The sequence below is a fragment of the Cellulosimicrobium sp. So1_17 genome, assembly GCF_055181235.1.
In genome coordinates this window covers 4,048,996-4,067,608 of sequence record NZ_CM143702.1, presented here as the reverse complement: position 1 = coordinate 4,067,608, position 18,613 = coordinate 4,048,996, and the positions used below count along the sequence as shown (strand labels likewise).

21 protein-coding genes and 1 pseudogene are annotated in these 18,613 nt (G+C 71.4%); 15 read left to right on the top strand and 7 right to left on the bottom strand.

Translation table 11 applies throughout. The features are described 5' to 3' along the window. Positions 1 to 55: 55 nt before the first annotated feature. From ACZCLJ_RS17990 to ACZCLJ_RS17970, 5 genes and pseudogenes are all read right to left on the bottom strand, one after another. Entirely contained in the window at positions 56 to 994 is a 939-nt protein-coding gene (locus ACZCLJ_RS17990) for a F510_1955 family glycosylhydrolase (protein ID WP_463104748.1), read from the bottom strand. A 67-nt stretch (positions 995 to 1,061) separates the two neighbouring features. After that, positions 1,062 to 1,685, bottom strand: a complete 624-nt coding sequence (locus tag ACZCLJ_RS17985; protein WP_463104747.1) for a DUF305 domain-containing protein — start codon at positions 1,683 to 1,685, stop codon at positions 1,062 to 1,064. A gap of 97 nt (positions 1,686 to 1,782) precedes the next feature. Next, a complete protein-coding gene (locus tag ACZCLJ_RS17980; protein ID WP_463104746.1) occupies positions 1,783 to 2,223 on the bottom strand; it encodes a DUF6153 family protein in 441 nt (146 codons plus the stop codon). 60 nt (positions 2,224 to 2,283) lie between these two features. Beyond that, positions 2,284 to 2,687: pseudogene (locus tag ACZCLJ_RS17975) on the bottom strand (four-helix bundle copper-binding protein). Positions 2,688 to 2,909: 222 nt separating this feature from the next. Beyond that, a complete protein-coding gene (locus tag ACZCLJ_RS17970) occupies positions 2,910 to 4,091 on the bottom strand; it encodes an FAD-dependent oxidoreductase (protein WP_463104745.1) in 1,182 nt (393 codons plus the stop codon). Positions 4,092 to 4,180: 89 nt separating this feature from the next. Here ACZCLJ_RS17970 and ACZCLJ_RS17965 point away from each other — a divergent pair, with 89 nt between their 5' ends. From ACZCLJ_RS17965 to ACZCLJ_RS17945, 5 genes are all read left to right on the top strand, one after another. Next, on the top strand, positions 4,181 to 4,399 hold the full coding sequence (locus ACZCLJ_RS17965; protein WP_463104744.1) for a heavy-metal-associated domain-containing protein: 219 nt from the start codon (positions 4,181 to 4,183) through the stop codon (positions 4,397 to 4,399). After that, on the top strand, positions 4,396 to 5,364 hold the full coding sequence (locus tag ACZCLJ_RS17960; RefSeq protein ID WP_463104743.1) for a heavy-metal-associated domain-containing protein: 969 nt from the start codon (positions 4,396 to 4,398) through the stop codon (positions 5,362 to 5,364). Before ACZCLJ_RS17965 ends, ACZCLJ_RS17960 begins: the two co-directional genes overlap by 4 nt. Positions 5,365 to 5,411: 47 nt before the next feature. Further along, entirely contained in the window at positions 5,412 to 7,730 is a 2,319-nt protein-coding gene (locus ACZCLJ_RS17955; RefSeq protein ID WP_463104742.1) for a heavy metal translocating P-type ATPase, read from the top strand. 37 nt (positions 7,731 to 7,767) lie between these two features. After that, on the top strand, positions 7,768 to 8,076 hold the full coding sequence (locus ACZCLJ_RS17950; protein WP_463104741.1) for a YHS domain-containing protein: 309 nt from the start codon (positions 7,768 to 7,770) through the stop codon (positions 8,074 to 8,076). Between the two features lie 86 nt (positions 8,077 to 8,162). Next, positions 8,163 to 8,483, top strand: coding sequence for a metal-sensitive transcriptional regulator (locus ACZCLJ_RS17945; RefSeq protein ID WP_463104740.1), 321 nt, complete (start codon positions 8,163 to 8,165; stop codon positions 8,481 to 8,483). Between the two features lie 51 nt (positions 8,484 to 8,534). On the opposite strand, the gene ACZCLJ_RS17940 is transcribed toward ACZCLJ_RS17945, so the two are convergent. Further along, the gene (locus tag ACZCLJ_RS17940) at positions 8,535 to 8,831 is read right to left on the bottom strand and encodes a hypothetical protein (protein ID WP_463104739.1); all 297 of its coding nucleotides are present in this window, start codon (positions 8,829 to 8,831) and stop codon (positions 8,535 to 8,537) included. Positions 8,832 to 9,134: 303 nt separating this feature from the next. Then, positions 9,135 to 9,296 carry a hypothetical protein gene (locus ACZCLJ_RS17935; RefSeq protein WP_463104738.1) on the bottom strand — a complete coding sequence of 54 codons (162 nt, stop codon included), beginning with the start codon at positions 9,294 to 9,296 and terminating at the stop codon, positions 9,135 to 9,137. Between the two features lie 270 nt (positions 9,297 to 9,566). On the opposite strand from ACZCLJ_RS17935, the gene ACZCLJ_RS17930 reads away from it, so the two are divergent. From ACZCLJ_RS17930 to ACZCLJ_RS17885, 10 genes are all read left to right on the top strand, one after another. Beyond that, positions 9,567 to 10,466: a bifunctional DNA primase/polymerase gene (locus tag ACZCLJ_RS17930; protein WP_463104737.1), complete on the top strand. Its 900-nt coding sequence runs from the start codon at positions 9,567 to 9,569 to the stop codon at positions 10,464 to 10,466. Between the two features lie 328 nt (positions 10,467 to 10,794). Then, complete coding sequence (locus ACZCLJ_RS17925; protein WP_463104736.1) at positions 10,795 to 11,658, top strand: hypothetical protein; 864 nt, start codon at positions 10,795 to 10,797, stop codon at positions 11,656 to 11,658. Continuing rightward, on the top strand, positions 11,651 to 12,700 hold the full coding sequence (locus ACZCLJ_RS17920) for a ParB N-terminal domain-containing protein (RefSeq protein WP_463104735.1): 1,050 nt from the start codon (positions 11,651 to 11,653) through the stop codon (positions 12,698 to 12,700). The genes ACZCLJ_RS17925 and ACZCLJ_RS17920 overlap by 8 nt, the downstream gene beginning before the upstream one ends. 2 nt (positions 12,701 to 12,702) lie before the next feature. Beyond that, positions 12,703 to 13,395, top strand: coding sequence for a hypothetical protein (locus ACZCLJ_RS17915; protein WP_463104734.1), 693 nt, complete (start codon positions 12,703 to 12,705; stop codon positions 13,393 to 13,395). 18 nt (positions 13,396 to 13,413) lie between these two features. Further along, entirely contained in the window at positions 13,414 to 14,571 is a 1,158-nt protein-coding gene (locus ACZCLJ_RS17910; protein ID WP_463104733.1) for a M23 family metallopeptidase, read from the top strand. Next, a complete protein-coding gene (locus ACZCLJ_RS17905) occupies positions 14,571 to 14,837 on the top strand; it encodes a DUF6112 family protein (protein ID WP_463104732.1) in 267 nt (88 codons plus the stop codon). The genes ACZCLJ_RS17910 and ACZCLJ_RS17905 overlap by 1 nt, the downstream gene beginning before the upstream one ends. Before the next feature lie 39 nt (positions 14,838 to 14,876). Next, positions 14,877 to 15,173: a DUF6112 family protein gene (locus ACZCLJ_RS17900; RefSeq protein ID WP_463104731.1), complete on the top strand. Its 297-nt coding sequence runs from the start codon at positions 14,877 to 14,879 to the stop codon at positions 15,171 to 15,173. A 6-nt stretch (positions 15,174 to 15,179) separates the two neighbouring features. Beyond that, the gene (locus ACZCLJ_RS17895; protein WP_463104730.1) at positions 15,180 to 16,466 is read left to right on the top strand and encodes a conjugal transfer protein TrbL; all 1,287 of its coding nucleotides are present in this window, start codon (positions 15,180 to 15,182) and stop codon (positions 16,464 to 16,466) included. Beyond that, a complete protein-coding gene (locus ACZCLJ_RS17890; RefSeq protein WP_463104729.1) occupies positions 16,463 to 17,920 on the top strand; it encodes an SCO6880 family protein in 1,458 nt (485 codons plus the stop codon). The genes ACZCLJ_RS17895 and ACZCLJ_RS17890 overlap by 4 nt, the downstream gene beginning before the upstream one ends. 83 nt (positions 17,921 to 18,003) lie before the next feature. Next, positions 18,004 to 18,609: a prepilin peptidase gene (locus ACZCLJ_RS17885; RefSeq protein ID WP_463104728.1), complete on the top strand. Its 606-nt coding sequence runs from the start codon at positions 18,004 to 18,006 to the stop codon at positions 18,607 to 18,609. Positions 18,610 to 18,613 lie beyond the last annotated feature (4 nt).

Sequence of the window (18,613 nt, the reverse complement as noted above, 5' to 3'; positions counted from 1 at the left end):
CCGATCGCGGCAGGTGGGGCAGGCTTGGTGTCCCGGCGCGCGGCCGGCCGGCGTCTCACCCGGTTTCCTGGCCGAGCACCGGGTCCCAGCTCGCGCCGAGGTCGCGGCTGGTGAACAGGCCGGTGTCGGTGACGATGACGATCCACGGCTGGTTCCCGGGACTGTCGTCGGGCACATAGGTCATGGCCCGCACCTGGCCGGGAGCGGCTCCGTGCGCGGTCCAAGGCTCCACGCCTGGGGTGCTGGTCCACACGGTGCCGCTGGGGTCCAGGCCGATCAGCTCGGCCCCGAGCCCTGCCTCGACGAACGCAAGGGTGGGCGCGTCCCGGTCCGGGGTGAACGTCTGTCCCGCGTCGTGGCTGAGCTGCAGGCCGGCCGGTGTGGTGACCAGGACGGTGTCCGGGTCACCGTCCATGACGTGCACGTCGCGAGCCGGCACGGTTGCCCCCCGTGTCCAGGTTGCTCCGGAGTCGTCGCTGATCAGCAGGCGGGAGGTAGCCGAGTCCAGCCCGACGACCCGCACGGTGCCAGCGTCGGTGGTCGCGGTGCTCAGCGCATGGAAGTCGACCTCCCCGGTCAAGGAGACCTGCTCCCAGGTCGCGGCACCGTCGGTGCTGCGGATCAGGCCCAGGTTGGGCGCCTTCAGGTCGGTCTGCTCCCCCGGCGCGGGATGGCCGGAGGCGTAGATGGTGCCGTCGACCGCGAGGGTCATGCCCATCGTGTCCTGTCGGCCTTCTCCGGCCCGCTCCGGTCGTGCTGGTTCGTCGCCGAACGGGTCCGGCACGGTCCACACCCCGGTGTGGGTCGCGACCAGGATGGTGTGGTCGACCGGGTCGACCTGCACGTCGTGCACGTGGCCGAACTCGGCCACGTCCTGCGGCGGCTGACTCGTGGGGGTGTTCGCAGGTGGTGGGGTCGGGGTGCAGGCGGCCAGCAGCAGCACGGTTCCTGCTGCTGTCCACCGGCTCGACCATCTCTTCAGGGCAGGGTTCATCGAGGCAGTCCTTCGGAAAGGACCCGCGGTGCGTGCGCGACGCAGTGCACGCCCCGCAGGGCGAGGGTCACAACGAGGCGAGCAGGTCTTCCATGGTGGAGATCTCGGCCTGCTGGGTGTCGACGATCTGCTGCGCCATCGCGACAGCGTCCTCGTTCTTGCCCTCGGCCACCTCGGTCTGAGCCATCTCGATGGCGCCCTGGTGGTGGACGATCATCTGCTCGAGGAACAGGCGGCCTGCCTCGGCGCCCTGCGCGTCCCGAAGGGCCTGCATGTCCTCGTCGCTCATCATCCCGTCCATGGACCCGTGGTCCGTGGAGTCCATCGAGTCGGACTCCGGCCGCGGCGAGCCCCACTCCTCGAGCCAGGTCGTCAGCTGCTCGATCTCGGGTCCCTGGGCGTCCTTGATCTGGTTCGCCAGGTCGGTGATCTGAGGGTCGACGCCCTCCTTGGCCACGATGACGTCGGACATCTCGATCGCCTGCTCGTGATGAGGAACCATCATCCGGGCGAAGTCGACGTCCTGCTGGTTGAACCAGTCGCCCTCTGCCGGGCTCTCCTGCTCCCCGGCCCCGGTCGAGGAGGACATCGACGCCATGTCGTGCCCAGACTCGTCGTCGTTCGAGCACGCCGCAAGACTCGCGGCGGTCACCAGCGCGATCGCTGGAACAAGCACACGCTTGAAGTTCATGGGAAAGGACCTCTCAACTCAGCACTAGAAACCACACACGGGCCCCACAAGAAGGGGGCGTGAAACGGTCGACGCGCGCGTCGACGGCGTGCAGTTCCTACGTCCGAGAGATCCCCAGGACGTGCAGCGACGGTGCGGCACCGGCGACCATCGGCGTCCGGCCAGCCTCGACCAGGGGCGACCACACCGGAGCAAGACGCGCCAGCAGGCTCGCTCCCGGGCGCGTGAAGGCCAGCAGCGCGACCAGCACCATCAAGCACATGGCCGACGCCATCTCGTGGCCCCCGCAGTCGGTGCACCCGCCCGGCGCGTCGTGTCCGTGCGCCCCGGCCTCCTGCGTCCCGACCTCTGAGGTCGGTGCGTCGTGGTGGTCGGGGCTGGCCATGATCGCCGCCGCCGGGCCCACGTGGGCGTTGGCCGACCCGCTCATCGCGTGCATCGTCACGACGCCCAGCAGGAGCGCCGCGATCAGCAGGGCACCCGAAAGCCCTCGCCGGCGACCGGCGAGCAGCGAACGGAACGAGGCCATGAGGTTCATGTCCCGGTCAGCCTAACCACTGCCCCCGCAGTTCTACCAAGACCGGTCCGCGCCCCGGGCTCATCCGAGGGCGGACAGCAGCTCTCGGCACGCCTGCTCGCACGCGCTGCACGAGCGTGCGCACACCGCGCAGTGCTCGTGCATCTGCGCGTGCTTCCCGCACTCGGCCCGCACGCGGCGCACGCCGCCACGCACGCCTGCAGCACTGCACGCAGGACCTGCACATCCGCAGCCGTCTGACGAGTCAGCACCGCCGCGGTCGTGGCGCACACGTCGGCGCAGTCGGCATTCAGCCGGATGCACCGGCGCAGCTCGCCGACGTGCTCCTCGCTCAAGCACGCGTCGGCACAGGCCGTGCACGCCTGGGCGCACTCGGCACACGCGTCGATGCAGGTCACCAGCTCCGATAACGGAGCGACCCCCTGGCCCGGGAACGTCTCGATCATCTCTCGCGTCACGCTCATGGCGACCTCCTCGACCCACCGCGGCCGACCTGCCCGACGCTGGACGGTGAGCACCGATCCACCGTACGAACCGTGCGCACCACTCGCCCCTCGCGCTTTCGGCGTGCTGTCGACGGCGGGTACGACGCGGGACGTAGTGCGGCCTGGCCCCGGCAAGCGCCCGCGCCCGGATCCGCGACGGACGTGACTGCGCACCGCGGCGCGCGGGTTGCACTGTGGAGGTCAGGGACGTCGCAGCTCCGTGCGCAGGGCGGACACCTCGCGCGTCGCGCCGACCCCGGTGACCGCGACCAGGTCGCCGTCGAGCCGGAACTCGGCCAGGACCCCTCCCCCGTCGAGGCGGCGGTGCTGCTCGACCGCGCCAGGCACCGGCACCCCGAGGCCGGCGACCTGGGTGCCGTGCAGGCTCAGGGAGAACCCGGCCTCGGGCACGTAGGGCCCCGGGTCCGCGGCGCCGACGAGGTCGCGCAGCACGACGCGCGCCGCATGGGCCCCCTGCGCGACGGCGGCGTCCCAGTGGTCGGTCCGGTACGACCGGCCGCGCCGGTCCGTGTGGAGCGCGACCGCTCCCGCGGCGTAGCGGCCGGGTGTCGCGACGACGCCGAGCCGGTCGTCCACCGAGAGGCCGCCCGGCTGCGCCCCGGCCCACGCGGCGTCCGGGACGGTGCCGTGCGCCACGACGGCCAGGTCGGACTCCAGGGCCGTGCCGTCGTCGAGCCGCACCCTGACCGACTCGCGGCGCTGTGTCACCGCCTCGACGCGCCGGCCGAAGAAGGTCGCGACGCGCTCCCCCTGCTGGCGTGCGACGGCCGTGGCAACCGCGGAGCCCAGGGCTCGGGCCAACGGCAGGCGCGATCGCGCGACCAAGTGGACGCTTGCGCCGGCGTCGACGAGCCAGGCCGCGGTCTCGGACCCGACGAACCCTGCGCCGAGCACCGTGACCGTCCGTCCGGAAGGGTCTGGCCCGAGCAGCGCGCGCAGGTGGTCTGCGTCCTGAGGCGTGTGCAGGTGCACGACGCGCGGCGTCCCGCGGCGCGCAGGCGGGCGGGCATCACGGTCGGCGAGCGCTGGGCGGGGCACCGCGCCCGTGGCGAGGACCAGCGCGCGGGCCTCGAGCTCGCGCCCGTCGTCGAGGACGACCCCCGGCCGCGTCGGGTGGAGCTCGACCGCGCGTCCGCGCACGACCTCGCCCTCCGGCGCCGGCAGCGCCGCCTGCTCGGCGGTCAGCAGGCCCTGCACGATCGCCTTGTTCACGAGGGTGCGCAGGTAGGGCTGCCCGTCCTCACCGTGCACGAGCACCACGCGCCCGTCGAACCCCTCCGTTCGCAGCGCCCGCGCCGCCGCGTTCCCGGCCGCCCCGCCACCAACGACCACCACGTCGGCCCGTTCTCCCACGTCGCTCACCGCTCCCTCTTGACCGCCATACCCCCTGTGGGTATATTCGCCACCCTAGTCATACCCAGATGGGGTATCCAAGTCGAGGAGGAAACGCGATGAGCATCGTCGAGATCGAGTACCAGGTGACCGGCATGACGTGCGGCCACTGCGAGATGTCGGTGCGCGAGGAGGTCGAGCAGGTTCCCGGCGTGACCGCGATCGACGTCAGCGCCAGCACCGGTCGGCTCGTCGTCACGGCCGACCAGCACTTCGACGACGCCACGGTCGTGGCCGCCGTCGACGAGGCCGGGTACCAGGCGGTGCGGGTGCGATGAGAGCCCCCGCCCGGATCGGGCTGTACGCCGCGGGGCTCGGCGTCGTGTTCGTCGCCTCGGCCGCGATCGCCGGGGCCGTCGTCCCGGAGGACGCCGTGCCGGCTCCGGCCGCCTCGCACGCCCCTGAGCAGCACGTCGCATCGGCCGGCGACCCCGAGCAGGAGAGCACGAGAGGAGCGGACATGACGCGCGGACTGTCCCTGGAACAGGACGGGTACACGCTGAGCGAGGTCGCGGCTCCCCCGACCGTGGGCGAGGCCGGAGAGCTCGCCTTCACCGTCACCGACCCCGACGGCGATCCCGTCACGGAGTTCGACGTCTCGCACGAGCAGCGCCTCCACCTGATCGTCGTGCGCTCCGACGGCGCGCACTTCCGGCACGTCCATCCCGTGATGGACGCGGACGGGCGCTGGTCGCTGCCCTGGACGTGGGACGCTGCCGGGACCTACCGCGTGTACGCGGACGCGGCCCCCAGCGCGGGCGTTGCCGTCACGCTGTCCCGCACGGTCGACGTCGCGGGCGACCTCGCCCCGGTCCGGGGCAGTGAGGTCTCCACCACGGCGTCGGTCGGCGGGTACGACGTCGCGCTCGACGGGCACCTTGAGGCCGGGACGACGTCTCGGTTGACCGTCGAGGTCACGCGCGACGGGGAACCGGTCACGACGCTCGAGCCCTACCTCGGCGCCTACGGGCACCTCGTCGCGCTGCGCGACGGCGACCTCGCCTACCTGCACGCGCACCCCGAGGGCGACGAGCCGGAGGCCGACCAGGTCTCGGGCCCGACCGTGTCGTTCGGCGTCGAGGCGCCGACCCCGGGCCGCTACCTGCTGTACCTCGACTTCCAGGTGGAGGGCCAGGTGCGCACCGCGGCGTTCGTCGTCGAGGCGACGCCCGACGCCGCCCCCGCCCCCGCGCCCGAGGACGCCCCCGCGGCCGGTCACGACCCGGCGTCCCACGACCACTGATCACCCGTGTGCCCGGCAGCACGCTGCCGGGCCGGAAGGAGGACCTCATGACGGCACCGGCCGCCCCGTCGCCGGGGACGTTCGTCGAGCTCGAGATCGGCGGGATGACCTGCGCCTCGTGCGCCATGCGCATCGAGAAGAAGCTCAACCGCCTCGAGGGCGTCACCGCCACCGTGAACTACGCGACGGAGAAGGCGAAGGTCACCGTCCCGGAGGGCGTCGACCCGGCCACGCTCATCGCCGAGGTGGAGAAGACCGGGTACACCGCCCAGCTCCCGCGCATCGAGGACCCCGGGGTCCCGGCAGCGGACGAGGCGGACGACACCGACCCCGAGCTCACCGCGCTGCGTCACCGCCTGATCGGGTCCGTGGTGCTCTCGGTCCCGGTCATCGCGATGGCGATGGTCCCCGCGCTCCAGTTCACCTACTGGCAGTGGGCCAGCCTCGCGCTCGCCGCGCCCGTCGTGGTGTGGGCGGCCTGGCCGTTCCACCGCGCGGCGTGGACCAACCTGCTCCACGGCGCGGCGACGATGGACACCCTCATCTCCGTGGGGACCAGCGCCGCGTTCCTGTGGTCCCTCTACGCGCTGTTCCTCGGCACCGCGGGCGAGCCGGGCATGACCCACCCGTTCACGCTGTCCGTCGCGCCCACCGACGGCGCGGGAAACATCTACCTGGAGGTCGCGGCCGGGGTCACGACCTTCATCCTCGCCGGCCGCTACTTCGAGAAGCGGTCCAAGCGGCAGGCCGGCGCCGCGCTGCGCGCCCTGCTCGAGCTCGGCGCCAAGGACGTGGCGGTGCTGCGCGACGGCGCCGAGACCCGCATCCCGATCTCCGAGCTCGCCGTGGGCGACGAGTTCGTCGTGCGCCCCGGCGAGAAGATCGCCACCGACGGCACCGTCGTCACCGGCACCTCCGCCGTCGACGCGTCCATGCTCACGGGCGAGTCCGTGCCCGTCGAGGTCGGCGAGGGCGACGCCGTGACCGGCGCGACCGTCAACGCCGGCGGACGCCTCGTCGTGCGCGCGACGCGCGTCGGCGGCGACACCCAGCTCGCGCAGATGGCCCGGCTCGTCGAGGACGCCCAGTCCGGCAAGGCCCAGGTCCAGCGGCTGGCCGACCGTGTCTCGGCGATCTTCGTCCCCGTCGCCATCGCGATCGCCGTCGGTACCCTCGGCGCCTGGCTCGGAGCGGGCGCGCCCGCCTCGGCCGCGTTCACCGCCGCCGTCGCGGTCCTCATCATCGCGTGCCCGTGCGCCCTCGGCCTCGCCACCCCGACGGCGCTGCTGGTCGGCACCGGGCGCGGTGCGCAGCTCGGCATCCTCATAAAGGGCCCCGAGGTGCTGGAGTCCACGCGCACCGTGGACACGGTCGTGCTCGACAAGACCGGCACCGTGACCACGGGCGTGATGACCCTGACCGACGTAGTCCCCGGCACCGGGGTCGACCGCGCCGAGCTGCTGCGCCTCGCCGGGGCGCTCGAGGATGCGTCCGAGCACCCCGTTGCCCGGGCGATCGCCCGGGGCGCCGCCCAGGAGGTCGGGACGCTGCCCGTGCCCGAGGACTTCACCAACGTCGAGGGCAAGGGCGTGCAGGGCGTCGTCGACGGTCACGCGGTGCTGGTCGGGCGCGAGTCGCTCCTGGCGGAGTGGGCCCAGCACCTGCCCCGCGACCTCGCCGACGCGAAGGCCCGCGCCGAGGAGCAGGGCGGCACGGCCGTTGTCGTCGGCTGGGACGGGCGTGCCCGCGGCGTGCTCGTGATCGCCGACGCCGTGAAGCCGACGAGTGCCCAGGCCATCGCCCAGCTGCGCGGGCTCGGCCTGACCCCGGTGTTGCTCACCGGCGACAACGCCACGGTCGCGCGGCAGATCGCGGCGGAGGTCGGCATCGACGAGGTGATCGCCGAGGTCATGCCCCGGGACAAGGTCGACGTCGTGGCCCGGCTGCAGGCCGAGGGCAAGGTCGTCGCGATGGTCGGCGACGGCGTCAACGACGCCGCGGCCCTGGCCCAGGCCGACCTCGGCCTCGCGATGGGCACGGGCACCGACGTCGCGATCGAGGCCGCCGACATCACCCTGGTGCGCGGCGACCTGCGCTCCGCGGCCGACGCGATCCGCCTGTCCCGCCGGACCCTCGGGACGATCAAGGTGAACCTGTTCTGGGCGTTCGCCTACAACGTCGCCGCGATCCCGCTCGCCGCGCTCGGCCTGCTCAACCCCATGCTCGCAGGCGCCGCGATGGCGTTCTCCAGCGTCTTTGTCGTGGGCAACAGCCTGCGCCTGCGGTCGTTCACCAGCCGGGCAATCAGCCCGAACCCGTCCACCACAACATCGACCACGCCGTCCGCGCAGCTCGCCGGCGTCTGACCAACCACCAATCCCAACGATCTCCAGGAGGACCACCATGTGCCACCAGCACGACCACGACGACGCCCATCAGCACCACCACGGCGAGGCCCACCACGGTCACGGCGACAACGACCAGCACAGCGGGACGCACCACGCCCACGCTGCACCCGCGGCCCCGAGCGGTACCTCGCAGAAGGCCGACCTCGCGGAGTGCCCGGTCATGCCCGGCAGCATGAGTGTCAAGGCCGACGCGGAAGCAGCCGGACTCGTCCGTGACTACGAGGGTCAGCGCTACTGGCTGTGCTGCTCCTCCTGCGGCCCGCTCTTCGACGCCAACCCCAAGCAGTACGCCCGCACCGCCTGAACCCTGCCCGGTGCCGTTCTCGTGCACGATGTGCACAGCGCGGCACCGGGCAGCAGCGGTCGACCGCACCACAGGAGAGGACGACCATGACGGACAACCCCGAACCCGCAACGCACCAGGACGCACCCCACGGGTACATCACGGACAAGGCCCGCTACCTCGCACGCCTCAAGCGCATCGAAGGACAGGTGCGCGGCCTGCACCGCATGGTCGACGAGGAGCAGTACTGCATCGACATCCTCACCCAGGTCAGCGCCCTGACCAGCGCCCTACAAGGGGTCGCGCTCGGACTGCTGGACGACCACCTCAAGCACTGCGTCGTGGATGCCGCCAAGACCGACGGCGCCGAGACGGACATCAAGATCAAGGAAGCCTCCGACGCCATCGCCCGCCTCGTCCGCTCCTAGCGACCACCCACCTACGCCCGATGCGCGTCACCAGAACCGCACGGGCACCGTTCAGGCGTCCTCCCCGTCGACTGCGCGGCGTATCGCCTGCCGCGCCGGCTCGCTGACGCGTCGAAGGTCCTCCACCCCCACCTCGTCGGTGCCGGCGAGAAGCTCGGCGAGCACCGTGGCGAACTCGAGCATCTGCGGCGAAGGGCTCGCACGCGCGTCGGCAAAAAGTTGACCGCGCGGCTTGACCTGAACCATCGCGAACGCGAGCGCGATATCGAGTGTCGTCACCTGCAGAGCACCTCGAAATCGAGCGATCTCTGTACTGACCACGACCAGCGCCCTGGCTTCCTCAGTCATCCGCATGTACTACCCCCTGGTGACCGTTGATCAGGCGAACAACCGAGAAGCGCTCGCCTCGCTCCTACGGCACACCCTTCCTCGCGCCTACGCCGCGTGACCGTCGACGCGCCATGTTCCGTGAAGCCAGCCGTCCCACTTGGGTTCGTACCGGCACCCGCCCTCAAGCGCGCTCGGCGCGGGGATCTGCTCGACGGCGCGCGCGAGGGCGACGTCCTACGGCATCGCCCTCGCGCCCGACCATGGCTCAGCCTGGCACGTTTCGCGGGTCGTGACCGTGGAAGTCCTGCGCGATCATCCCCATCAAGGTTCTTGATCACAAGCTCGCCCGCTCTCGCGCTCGGCGGCCACGCGACCGGCGACCGCGTCGTCCTTCCTCGCGTGGCTGGACAGCGAATCACGCTCGCCCTGGCGGCGTACGTGCCACTGCTCGTCCTGGTGGTAGACCTCGATCATCACGGCCACGGGCGCTTCTTCCGTCGGATGGATGCGACCACGGTGGAACGACCCCGCGGTGCGCGCACGCCGCGGGGGTGCAGCTCGTCACCGACCCCTCGCGACAGGCACGGCAACGCCGGCGCTCGTCTGAGACGACTGAACCGCGCGCCGAGGTTCCTTGCGGCGGCCGCACGAAGTGTGGGACGCACCTGACGTGCCTGGACGACGCCTCCCACACCCTGGGAGGCGCGTTCATGGTGACGATCATGGTGATTCGCTGTCATGAACGTCATGCGTATGGACCTGACCACCACGCCTCGAAAACTCCCGCTCGTGGCGTTCGCATCGGCGGACGGCTCGCCAACACTAGGTGAGGCCGCGCTCGCCTACGCAAGGGCTGACGTCCCGGTCTTCCCGTGCGTGCCAGGCGGCAAGCCACCGATGACTGGCGCCGGCTACAAGTCTGCGACCGCCGACATCGGTCAGGTTGCAGCGTGGTGGCGCTCGCGACCTAACGCGAACATCGGCATTCCGACGGGCGTGGTCTCGGGGCTCGACGTCGTCGACATCGACCTCCATGGCGACGCCTCCGGGCGCCCGATGTTCGAACGCGCCCGGGACGCGCACCTCGTGGACGGCTGGGCATGGTCGGTGCAGACGCCGTCGGGCGGGCTGCACGTCTACTACCCCCACGCGCACGGGGTCTCACAGCGTTGCTGGACCACGTCGGCGCACATCGACTTCCGCGGCGACGGCGGGTACGTCGTCGCCCCGCCGTCGCGCATCGCGTTCGACCAGAAGCACGCTGCGGTCTACACGATGCGTGCAATCTCGAACGACCCGTCGCGTGCGATCGACGCCGCCGCGCTGCGCCGGTTCATCGACCCGCCTCGCTCGCCTCGGCCAACACGGTTCACCCCGCGCCAGGGGCGAGGTCTCGAGGATCTCGTCGGCTGGGTCGAGCGTCGCGGTCCTGGAACCCGCAACTCCGGTCTGTTCTGGGCGGCATGCGAAATGGCCCGCCACGGGTACAGCCACGACAACGCCATCGAGACCCTCGGCCCCGCGGCGATCCGCGCGGGTCTCGGCCAACGAGAGGTCGAGGTCACCGTCGACTCGGCGTTCCGTCGCCAGCCACCCATCCAGTCACTACCGAGACCCACCTGCACCAGCACACGCGAAGGGATGTCACGGTGAATATCACGGAGGACTACGACCACCAGCACCATCACGAGTCGTCGTCGGTGGCGCCGAGTGCCCAACGGTCCCTACGCGAGCCAACCTCGCCCGCCACGCCGTCGACGGGCGTCGACCCTCGCGCGACGCGCTGGGTGCGTCCGACCGAAGCGCCGGAAGTCGGAATGCGCGCCCTCGGCTGGGCCATCGACCAAGGCTTCGCGGCACAGTCGCGCGCGATCCACGCGGTAGCTCGGACCACGAGGACACGCCTCCGGCGACGGCCGGAGCTCCCCACGGCACCGGGCCGCCTGACGGCGTCGCCAACGTCCGACGGGCTGGGCCTTTGATGGACGCCGTCGACCTCGCCAGCCCCGAGGCGCTTCGCGCGATGCTGTTCCGTCTCCACGCCGATCCTGGCGGCTGGCACACGGACCCCGATGCGCACGATCTCCTGTGGCTGTGCCGCGACAAGTACGCCGCGCTGGCCCACAAGCACGGGCAGACGGCTGACGACGCGATGCGACTCGCATTCGAGCTTCTGCGCGCCGCTGGCACCCGGTGGGCGCATGACCCGTGGGGGTCGTTGACGACGGCGATGCGGATCGCGCTCATGACCGCCTCGTTCGAGGAGGCGCTGATGTGCGGACGCGACCAAGCCTCGCACCTGATGAAGACGCGCACTCCCCGCGACGTAGCCCGGATCGGCGAGCACGAACACCTCGCCCGGCACGTCGAGAACCTCGCAGCCATCCCCCACGCGGACACGACGTCGGGCCCGGGAACTGAGCGCGCGTACGCGACCGTGGAGCAGATGATCGAGGACGCGACACAAGTGCTCACCCTGTGCGGGTGGCCCGTCCAGGTCGCAGGACACGCCATCGGGCTCGTCGCCTCGCGACTGGTCGAGGCAGGTGACCGACGTCGGGCGCACGAAGGGCTGCGTCACGACCACGAGACGCCCATGCTTCTCGGGCTGGCACACGGTTCCTGGTGTGCACTCATCACGTCGCTTCTCGGTAGCCCTGCCGCAACTCTCGAGCACACGGCGGCTGGCCACGGGCTCCTGCACCGGTTCGCGTCGGGCGTCACGGTCGACGAGGTCCTCTGCGACGACCGGCTCGTCGCACAGCTCGTCGATGCCGCGCCGTCGACCCGGTCTCTGCCTGAGCGCGACAGCGCGCACCATGTGGTGGCGACCTCGCATGCGTGAGCACGAGGCTTTCCCCACCGAGATCCGGGCGCCCGACGAGATCCGGGTCTCGGGGCGTCGCCGCCGCTCGCTCGGGAACATCGACGGGCTCGCCGCGTCCATCGAGGCGGTCGGCCTGATGAACCCTCCCCTGGTTTCAGCCGACGGCGTGCTCCTGTGCGGTGCGCGACGCCTGGCTGCGGTGCGACAGCTCGGGTGGAGGAAGGTCGAGGTCCGTGTCCACCCGGACGTGTCGAGCGACCTCAGCGCGGCCCTGGCCGAGCAGCAGGAGAACGGTCAGCGGCTCGAGCTCCTTCCGACCGAGGAGGCTCGCCTCTACATCGAGCTCAAGCCGCTCTGCCAGGCCGACGCCGCCGAGCGTCAGGCCGTCACCCGCTTCGGTGGCGGCACGGCGGCTGGCGCAGGTGACGGCTCGGAGGAATCCTCCGCACGGCGCGCCGTGAACCTGACCAGTCGGCAGAAGGCAGCGGTCGCAATCACGGGGAAGCTGTCGTTCCAGCGCCTCGAGCAGATCGCGAAGGTCATCTCGGTCGCCGAGGACCCGATGACCGCGTGGCATGTGCGCCGGGTCGCGGAGAGAGCGCTCACGGTGATCGACGAGCTCGCGCCCGTCGATCCGCAGTACCGCATGGTCATGGCGGCGCTCACGCTCGCGACCCTCGCGCCGGACGAGGCCGAGGAGTCCCGCGACGAAGGCCTCGCCTCACAGCACGCTCAGAAGTCTGAGGAGGAGATCGCAACGATGTCCCGGGAGGCCGAGCGGGTCGCAAAGGCTCGCCGCGCCGCCGAGCAGGCCGCAGCGGCAAAACGGCGCCTCGCTGCCCAGCCTGTCCGTCGCAGCGTCCGCGCGTTCTACCTGTCGATGCAGGACCTTGACGGCATCACTCGTCACTACGACCTCGACCAGGTCGCGCGTGAACTCAGCGAGCGCGAATGGGAGCTGGTCTGCCGGGTCGCGGAGGAGTGGCACAAGTTCGTCACGGCCGTCTCCGAGGCTCGGGCCGCGCTTGCGGCGGCGTCGGCTACCGCGGAGGCGGTGTAACCATGCACCGGATCACCGGCAGCCCAGTGCGCGGCCGTGTGGCGCTGGCCGCTGTGGGTCTCGTCGTCCTCGTCGCCGCCGTCGGCGCGATGCTGTGGTCCCCTGGTGACGACGCCGCCAGTGACTCCGTCACGCTCCCGTCCCCGGTCGAACGGGCGGCGCGTCCGGAGACCCGCAACAAGGTGACGGACACCTACCAACTCCGGATCCCGGCTGACGGTTCCGTGCCGCCGACGTCGGACCCAGAAGAGTTCGCGACCCTCGTGAGCCTGGCCCTCTTCACCTGGGACACGACGGCGACCGACCCGGGCGAGGTCCGCGGTCGGCTGCTCGCAGTGGCCGACCCGACCGGCGAGGAGTCGCCCGGGCTGCTCGCCGACCTGGACAGTTATCTCCCGGACGCTGCTGCTTGGACACACCTCGCGCAGTACTCGACCCGGCAATGGATCGAGATCACCACGGCCGAGGTGCCCGCCGCGTGGACCGCCGCCCTCGACGCGACGCCCGCGTTGGACGTGGCACCCGGCACCGCTGCCGTCACGGTCACGGGTACCCGCCACCGCGCAGGGGTCTGGGAGGGCGACGAGGTCACGTCGCGCCACAACGTCGCCTTCACGGTCTTCGTCGTCTGCGCGCCGTCGTATCCGACGTGCCATCTCCTGCGCCTGTCCGAGCTCGACAACCCGCTGTGGTGAGGAGTCGATATGTCCCGCATGCTCGTCGTTGCCGCAATCACAGCCCTCGCTCTCGTCCCGCTCCTCGGCCTGGTAGCGGTGACCGCGCTCGGCGCCCATTCCAGCGCGTCCGTCTGCGACACCGGCACCGCGCGCGTCGGGACGGTGCCCCAAGCGTTGACGGCAAACACGACGGACGGCGATGCCGTCACCCTGGGCGCGGCACAGCTCCGCAATGCCGCCACCGTCGTCGAGGTCGGCGCGGGCACGCCCGACGTCGGAGACCGCGGACTCGTCGTCGCGCTCACGGCCGCGCTCACGGAGTCGGGACTGCGGATGCTCGCGAACCCGGCCGCTTACCCGGCGTCGACGTCGTTCCCGAACGACGGGGACGGGAGGGACCACGACAGCCTGGGCATGTTCCAGATGCGACCGCGGGCGGGCTGGGGAACCGTCGCGCAGCTCATGGACCCGACCTTCCAGGCGCGCGCGTTCTTCGGCGGACCGAGCGGCCCGCACCACGGCTCTCCGCGCGGGCTGCTCGACATCGCCGGATGGACCGCACTTCACCCCGGGGCCGCAGCACAGGCGGTCGAGGTGTCCGCCTACCCCGACCGGTACGCCCGCTGGATCCCGGTCGCGGAGAGGATCCTCGCGGCCCTCCGCGCGCCAGCGCCGACGACGCGCACCCTCCCTGTCGCGTCCGGGCGGGTCATGTTCCCGCTTCCGGCGGGGACGTGGACCCAGACCAGCGGCTTCGGGATGCGGCGGAACCCGGTCCTCGGGATCGTGCGCCTCCACGCCGGTGTCGACCTCGCCGCCGCCGCGGGGACGCCCGTCCTCTCGACGACGGGCGGGCGCGTCGTCGTCGCCGAGCACTCCGGCGGGCTCGGGAACCACGTCGTCATCGAGCACACCGTCGCCGACCGAGCGGTCGCCTCGGTGTACGGCCACCTTCTGGCCGACTCCCACGAGGTCGCTGTAGGGGACGTCGTTCTCGCCGGACAGGTGATCGGCCGGGTCGGGTCGACTGGCAACTCGACCGGCCCTCACCTGCACTTCGAGATCCACCCCGGCGGTGCAACGGCGCGAGCCGTCGACCCGGCGCCATGGCTCGAGAGCACCGGACCCGGCGCACCCACGGGCGTCGCAGCCGCATGCCCCACCTTCGTAGCGGATTCCCGGAGCGCCGCCTAATGCGCACCATCGCGCCCAATCTCGGCGCCGTCATGTCCAGCGGCCTGGGCGACGTCGTCGGCGCTCTGCTCACCATCACCCTCGTCGTCGCCGTGTGCCTGCTGATCGTCTGCGCCGTCACCTGGGCCATCGGCACCGGCTCGGGTGCCTGGCAGGCAACGGCCCGTGCTCGCGCGGGCGTTCTCGTCGCACTCGGCGGCGCCACCCTCGCCGGCGGTGCGCTCGCGTGGACCAACTGGCTCCTGGACACCGGGGCCCGCTTCTAGCACCCGCCGTCGCCTCACCGACACGAACCGGAGAACGCCATGCACCGCAACCACCTGCTCGGCGACATCAGCATCACGCCGAACACGAACGGCCTGCCCGGCATCGAGCAGCTCCGCTCGATCGTCGGCGCCGTGATGACGGTCGGGCTGATCCTCGCCGTCCTCGCACTGATCGTCGCGGCGATCGTGTGGGCGTTCGGAGCCAACTCGTCGAACCCGCACCTCGCCGGCCGCGGCAAGATGGGCCTCGTCGTCGCGCTGGCCGCCGCGATCGTCTGCGGCGGGTCCGTCGCGCTGGTCAACTTCTTCTGGAACGTCGGCCAGCAGGTCGGGTGAACGGCCATGAGCGTTTGTGATCTGCCTGTCATCGGCTCGGTCTGCAAAGCCACCGTCGACGGCGCTGGTGCGTTCTTCACCGGGCCTGTGGCCTGGCTCGCCGACGGCTTCGCCGGGCTCGCCTCGTTCCTGCTCCGCAGCGTGTGGTCCGCCTTCGAGGCGACGACGTTCGTCGACATCACCTCGCCCCGGTTCCAGCGCGTCTACGCGATCCTGTTCGGCATCGGGGTGTTGGTCATGCTTGCGTTCTTCCTGCTCCAGCTCATCGGTGGCATGGTGCGGCGCGAACCAGCCGCGCTCTCGCGAGCGGCACTCGGGCTCGGCAAAGCCGTGCTCGGCTCGTTCCTCGCCCTGACCTTGATCGCGACGGCGCTCGAGATCGTCGACCGGCTCTGCCTCGGCATCGTCTTCGCCGCCGGCACGACGGTCGATGCGATGGGCGACCGGATCGACCTCCTCACCGGGACGATCGGCGCCTCCGCCGTCGGCGGGCCAGCCGTCACGCTGCTGCTCGCACTCTTCCTCGGCGGGCTCGCCGTCGCGGCGGCCTTCATCGTCTGGCTCTCGCTCCTGGTCCGCAAGGCGTTGCTGCTCGTCGCCGTGGTCTTCGCACCGATCGCGTTCTCGGGAGCGACGTGGGACGCGACCCGCGGGTGGGTGTCCCGATGGGCGCAGTTCGTCGTCGCGCTGATCGTGTCCAAGCTCGTGATGGTGGTGATCTTCCTGCTCGCCGCCGAGCAGGTCTCGGCACCCATCGACACCGACCTGCGGTCCGTCGCAGACCCCCTCGCGGGGATCGTGCTGCTGCTGATCGCGGGGTTCGCGCCCTACCTCACGTACAAGGCCATCAGCTTCATGGGCGTCGACTTCCACCACGCCATGAGCACCGAGCAGGAGGCCAAGCAAGCACTCAACCGGCCGGTTCCCGTGCCGCCGAGCCCGATGCGCAGGACGCCGCAGCGGGTCCTCTCCGAGGCCCATGGCAGTGTTGCTTCGCCATCAACTCCGCGGCCTTCAGGCGGCGGGCCAGGGGGCGGCGGCTCCCCTGGCTCTGGAGGCGGGAACGGTGCGGCGGCAGGAGTCCGAGCGGCAGCAGGAGGGCCCCCGTCGAGCGGCGCGACCGGCTCCGCTGCGGCCGGCGCCGGGGCAGCCGGTGCCGCGACCGGGGGCGCGGCCATCGCTGCGATCGCGCTCAAGGAGACCGCGTCGGCCGGGCCGCGGCTCGGTGCGACCGTCGCCGACAGCGCTGACCAGCAGACCGACGCCGGAACGTCGCGAGGAGATCGGCGATGACCACCACACCCACGGACGGCATGGGAACCACCGCTCGCTTCTCACGCCTCGCCCGACGCGGCATCCTCCTCGGCATGTCCGGCTCCCAGCTCGCGGTCCTCGCCGTCGGCGCGGTCACCCTGGTCGCCGCGCTCGTCACCCGCGGGCCGGCCGTCGTGTACGTGACTCCCGTGCTACTCCTCTGTGCGGCACTGTGCTGGTTCCGGGTCGGCGGCCGCCCTGCCGTCGAGTGGCTGCCCGTCGCCACCACCTGGGCCCGCCGCGGGGCGACAGGCCAGCTCGAGTACCGCGTGCGCATAGGCAAGCCACGGCCAGCGGGAACCCTCGCACTGCCCGGAGACGCCGCGCGTCTGCGCCAGTGGATCGACGACGAGACCGGCGGCGTCATGATTCACGACCCACACGCCGCGACCCTCACCGCCGTCCTCGGCGTCCAGCATCCCTCGTTCATGCTCCTCGACGCCGACGAACAGGCACGCCGGGTCTCCGCCTGGGGACGGGTTCTCGCTTCCACGTGCCGGTCGGGGAACGTCGCCGCTGTACAGGTGCTCGAGCGCACACTGCCCGACTCGGGTAAGGGCCTGGCTGATTGGTGGACAACCCAAGGCAGCGACGACGGCGGCTGGGCCGCGCGCACGTACGCCGAGCTCATCGACCGCGCCGGACCGACCGGAGAGTGCCACGCCTCGACGATCTCGCTCTCGATCTCCCTGCGCGCAGCGGCACGTCACGTCCGTGCCGCCGGCGGGGGCCTCCGCGGCGGCGCAGCCGTCCTGCACCAGGAGATCGCCTCGTTGTCCGCCGCGCTGCAAGCGGCGGACCTGACCCCGACGGAGATGCTTGGCTCGGGTGAAGTTGCACTCGCGATCCGCGGCGCTTATGACCCCGCAGTGGGTGCGGCACTCGAACGCCACGGGTCCGTTGGACGAGACCTTGCGGCGGCGGGACCGATCGCCATCACCGAGTCCTGGGGCCACCTGCGCGCCGACTCCAGCTACCACTGCGTCCTGTGGATCTCAGAGTGGCCACGCACCCTCGTCTACCCCGGTTTCCTCGCACCGCTCCTCCTCGCGCCCGGAGTACGGCGCACGCTCTCGGTGACGTTCACCCCTGTACGCGCCGATGTGGCCGCCCGCGACCTGCGCCGCAAGAAGACCGAGTACATCTCCGACGCCGCGCAGCGCAACCGTATCGGTCAGATTGAGGACGCCGCCCAGACGGCGGAATTCGGTGACGTGCTTCAGCAGGAGGCCGACCTCACCGCCGGGCATGGCGTCCTGCGGGCTGTCGGGCTCGTGGCCGTGACCGCCCCGGCCCTCGACGAACTCGAAGGCGCCGTTGCCGCCCTCGAACAGGCAGCGATCCAGGCATCGTGCGAGACGCGGCGGCTGTGGGGGCAGCAGGCGCGCGCGTTCACCAGCGGCGCACTCCCCCTCGCGCGGCTCCCTCGATAACATGGGCGGCTCTTCCCCAGCAATCGTCCAGACTTCTGGTAACGACCAGAGCGCGTTGCCCGCGTAGTTCGTACCGTGGGTTCATGAGCGTTAGCCGCAGCGACGACGGCACGTCGACGGTCAACGAGCCTGGGCCATTGTCCTCCGGTGGCTTCTGGACTTCGCTGTCGGGGTCGGCTCGCTGGACGTTCGTCGGACTGACGATGGTGCTTGCGGCTGCAGCCGTCTTCCTCGTCGACGACGTCGGGACCCGCTCAGCGCTCATCATGCTGAGCCCGCTCGCCGCGGCTGCCGCGATCATCGACGTCCTTACCCACCGGATCCCCACCGTGCTCGCGATGGCGTGCGGCGCGGTTGCCCTGTCCTCATGCATCGTGTTCGCGATCATCGGCCGGAGCTGGATGCCTCTCATTGCGGGACTGGTGGCCTGCGCCGCCGTGGGCATCGTCTTCTTCACGTTGTGGCGGTTCACCGGGCTCGGCTTTGGGGACGTCCGACTCGCGGCCGCTCTCGCCCCGATCGCTGGAACGATCGGCTGGCAGGCCGTCGTCGCGTTCGTCGTCCTGGCGCACCTCCTCGCTGTTCCTCTCGCGCTGTGCGCATTGGCTCGGCAGCGTCGCGACATCGCGTTCGGCCCTGCGATCGTCGGTGGCCTGTACGTCGCAGTCGCCCTCGCTCCGCTGCTCTGACGGG

Excerpts from the sequence above, each read along its gene's own strand:
- ACZCLJ_RS17930 (WP_463104737.1), top strand. The coding sequence starts at position 9,567 with ATGGACCTGACCACCACGCCTCGAAAACTCCCGCTCGTGGCGTTCGCA.
- ACZCLJ_RS17900 (WP_463104731.1), top strand. The coding sequence starts at position 14,877 with ATGCACCGCAACCACCTGCTCGGCGACATCAGCATCACGCCGAACACG.
- ACZCLJ_RS17940 (WP_463104739.1), bottom strand. The coding sequence starts at position 8,831 with ATGACTGAGGAAGCCAGGGCGCTGGTCGTGGTCAGTACAGAGATCGCT.
- ACZCLJ_RS17985 (WP_463104747.1), bottom strand. The coding sequence starts at position 1,685 with ATGAACTTCAAGCGTGTGCTTGTTCCAGCGATCGCGCTGGTGACCGCC.
- ACZCLJ_RS17885 (WP_463104728.1), top strand. The coding sequence starts at position 18,004 with ATGAGCGTTAGCCGCAGCGACGACGGCACGTCGACGGTCAACGAGCCT.
- ACZCLJ_RS17910 (WP_463104733.1), top strand. The coding sequence starts at position 13,414 with ATGCTCGTCGTTGCCGCAATCACAGCCCTCGCTCTCGTCCCGCTCCTC.
- ACZCLJ_RS17945 (WP_463104740.1), top strand. The coding sequence starts at position 8,163 with ATGACGGACAACCCCGAACCCGCAACGCACCAGGACGCACCCCACGGG.
- ACZCLJ_RS17925 (WP_463104736.1), top strand. The coding sequence starts at position 10,795 with ATGGACGCCGTCGACCTCGCCAGCCCCGAGGCGCTTCGCGCGATGCTG.
- ACZCLJ_RS17895 (WP_463104730.1), top strand. The coding sequence starts at position 15,180 with ATGAGCGTTTGTGATCTGCCTGTCATCGGCTCGGTCTGCAAAGCCACC.
- ACZCLJ_RS17905 (WP_463104732.1), top strand. The coding sequence starts at position 14,571 with ATGCGCACCATCGCGCCCAATCTCGGCGCCGTCATGTCCAGCGGCCTG.
- ACZCLJ_RS17890 (WP_463104729.1), top strand. The coding sequence starts at position 16,463 with ATGACCACCACACCCACGGACGGCATGGGAACCACCGCTCGCTTCTCA.
- ACZCLJ_RS17955 (WP_463104742.1), top strand. The coding sequence starts at position 5,412 with ATGACGGCACCGGCCGCCCCGTCGCCGGGGACGTTCGTCGAGCTCGAG.
- ACZCLJ_RS17980 (WP_463104746.1), bottom strand. The coding sequence starts at position 2,223 with ATGAACCTCATGGCCTCGTTCCGTTCGCTGCTCGCCGGTCGCCGGCGA.
- ACZCLJ_RS17965 (WP_463104744.1), top strand. The coding sequence starts at position 4,181 with ATGAGCATCGTCGAGATCGAGTACCAGGTGACCGGCATGACGTGCGGC.
- ACZCLJ_RS17950 (WP_463104741.1), top strand. The coding sequence starts at position 7,768 with ATGTGCCACCAGCACGACCACGACGACGCCCATCAGCACCACCACGGC.
- ACZCLJ_RS17990 (WP_463104748.1), bottom strand. The coding sequence starts at position 994 with ATGAACCCTGCCCTGAAGAGATGGTCGAGCCGGTGGACAGCAGCAGGA.
- ACZCLJ_RS17920 (WP_463104735.1), top strand. The coding sequence starts at position 11,651 with ATGCGTGAGCACGAGGCTTTCCCCACCGAGATCCGGGCGCCCGACGAG.
- ACZCLJ_RS17915 (WP_463104734.1), top strand. The coding sequence starts at position 12,703 with ATGCACCGGATCACCGGCAGCCCAGTGCGCGGCCGTGTGGCGCTGGCC.
- ACZCLJ_RS17960 (WP_463104743.1), top strand. The coding sequence starts at position 4,396 with ATGAGAGCCCCCGCCCGGATCGGGCTGTACGCCGCGGGGCTCGGCGTC.